Below are 698 nucleotides of genomic sequence, written 5' to 3'. Positions count from 1 at the left end.
CAGGGCCTTGACCCGGGTCTTGAGCGCGTCCGCGTCGGCCGCTCCGAAGGGAGAGGGCGCCTTGAGCGTCTCGGCGATGACGTCCGCGACCTCGGCGAAGTCCTCGGCGGTGAAGCCGCGGGTGGCCAGGGCGGGCGTGCCGATGCGCAGGCCCGAGGTCACCATCGGCGGGCGCGGGTCGTTGGGGACGGCGTTGCGGTTGACCGTGATGCCGACCTCGTGGAGCCGGTCCTCGGCCTGCTGGCCGTCCAGCTCGGACTCGCGCAGGTCGACCAGGATCAGGTGCACGTCCGTGCCACCGGACAGGACATTGACGCCGGCCTCGCGGGCGTCGGCGGCCGTCAGCCGCTCCGCGAGGATCCTCGCGCCCTCGACCGTACGGCGCTGGCGCTCCTTGAACTCCTCGCTCGCGGCGACCTTGAAGGAGACCGCCTTGGCCGCGATCACATGCTCCAGGGGGCCGCCCTGGAAGCCCGGGAAGACCGACGAGTTCAGCTTCTTCGCGAAGTCCTTCTTCGCGAGGATGATGCCGCCGCGCGGGCCGCCCAGCGTCTTGTGGGTGGTGGAGGTGACGACATCGGCGTACTCGACCGGGTTCGGGTGCAGGCCCGCCGCGACCAGACCGGCGAAGTGGGCCATGTCGACCCACAGGTACGCCTCGACCTCGTCGGCGATCCGCCGGAACTCGGCGAAGTCCA

The 698-nt window shown here is 71.2% G+C and carries 1 protein-coding gene; it reads right to left on the bottom strand.

Features of this window, described 5'->3' with window-relative positions; genetic code table 11:
* A partial coding sequence (glyA, locus tag KUM44_RS35040; RefSeq protein WP_374202107.1) for a serine hydroxymethyltransferase occupies positions 1 to 698 on the bottom strand: 698 nt, incomplete at both ends.

Origin of the sequence: Streptomyces sp. AC550_RSS872 (genome assembly GCF_019049285.1) — a bacterium.
GTDB lineage: Bacteria > Actinomycetota > Actinomycetes > Streptomycetales > Streptomycetaceae > Streptomyces.
Note: the sequence above shows the minus strand (reverse complement) of the source record. Positions and strands in the feature narration are given on the sequence as shown.